General features: G+C 43.4%; 1 protein-coding gene. It reads right to left on the bottom strand.

Going from position 1 to position 385, the window contains the following annotated elements:
- Window positions 1–30: 30 nt before the first annotated feature.
- On the bottom strand, window positions 31–385 hold a 355-nt coding region (locus N482_RS03420; protein ID WP_155730460.1), incomplete at its 5' end, for an ISAs1 family transposase.

Here is a 385-nt window from a genome sequence, read left to right as displayed (position 1 = left end):
CAGGGTGCGAGCACACTTTGTTAATTCCTGTTAACCAAACAAAAGTTCAGTTCTAAAATCATCGTCAAAACTGGCTGCAACAAGCTTGCTTCGAATTGACCCTTTGCTTTTTGTGTGCTGCTTAACCATGTTGCGAACAACTCGCCTAAATAGCGCCATATGCTGGGCGCTCAGTACCTCATGAATTTGGCAACTGTCTTCTTTGAACACCACATCCAGTATCCAATGCTGTTGATTTTCTATCAACCAGTGTTGGCGAATTGCTTTTGATATGAGCGTGTTATCTCTTGATGAACTCAGGTAGTAATGTGTATCAATACTGGTCTTTTTTCCCTTCGTCCGAGTGCGCTCAACGCCAATAATGGATTGAATGCCTGGCCAGTCT

The organism is Pseudoalteromonas luteoviolacea NCIMB 1942, from assembly GCF_001625595.1.
Lineage (GTDB): Bacteria > Pseudomonadota > Gammaproteobacteria > Enterobacterales > Alteromonadaceae > Pseudoalteromonas > Pseudoalteromonas luteoviolacea_A.
Note: the sequence above shows the minus strand (reverse complement) of the source record. Positions and strands in the feature narration are given on the sequence as shown.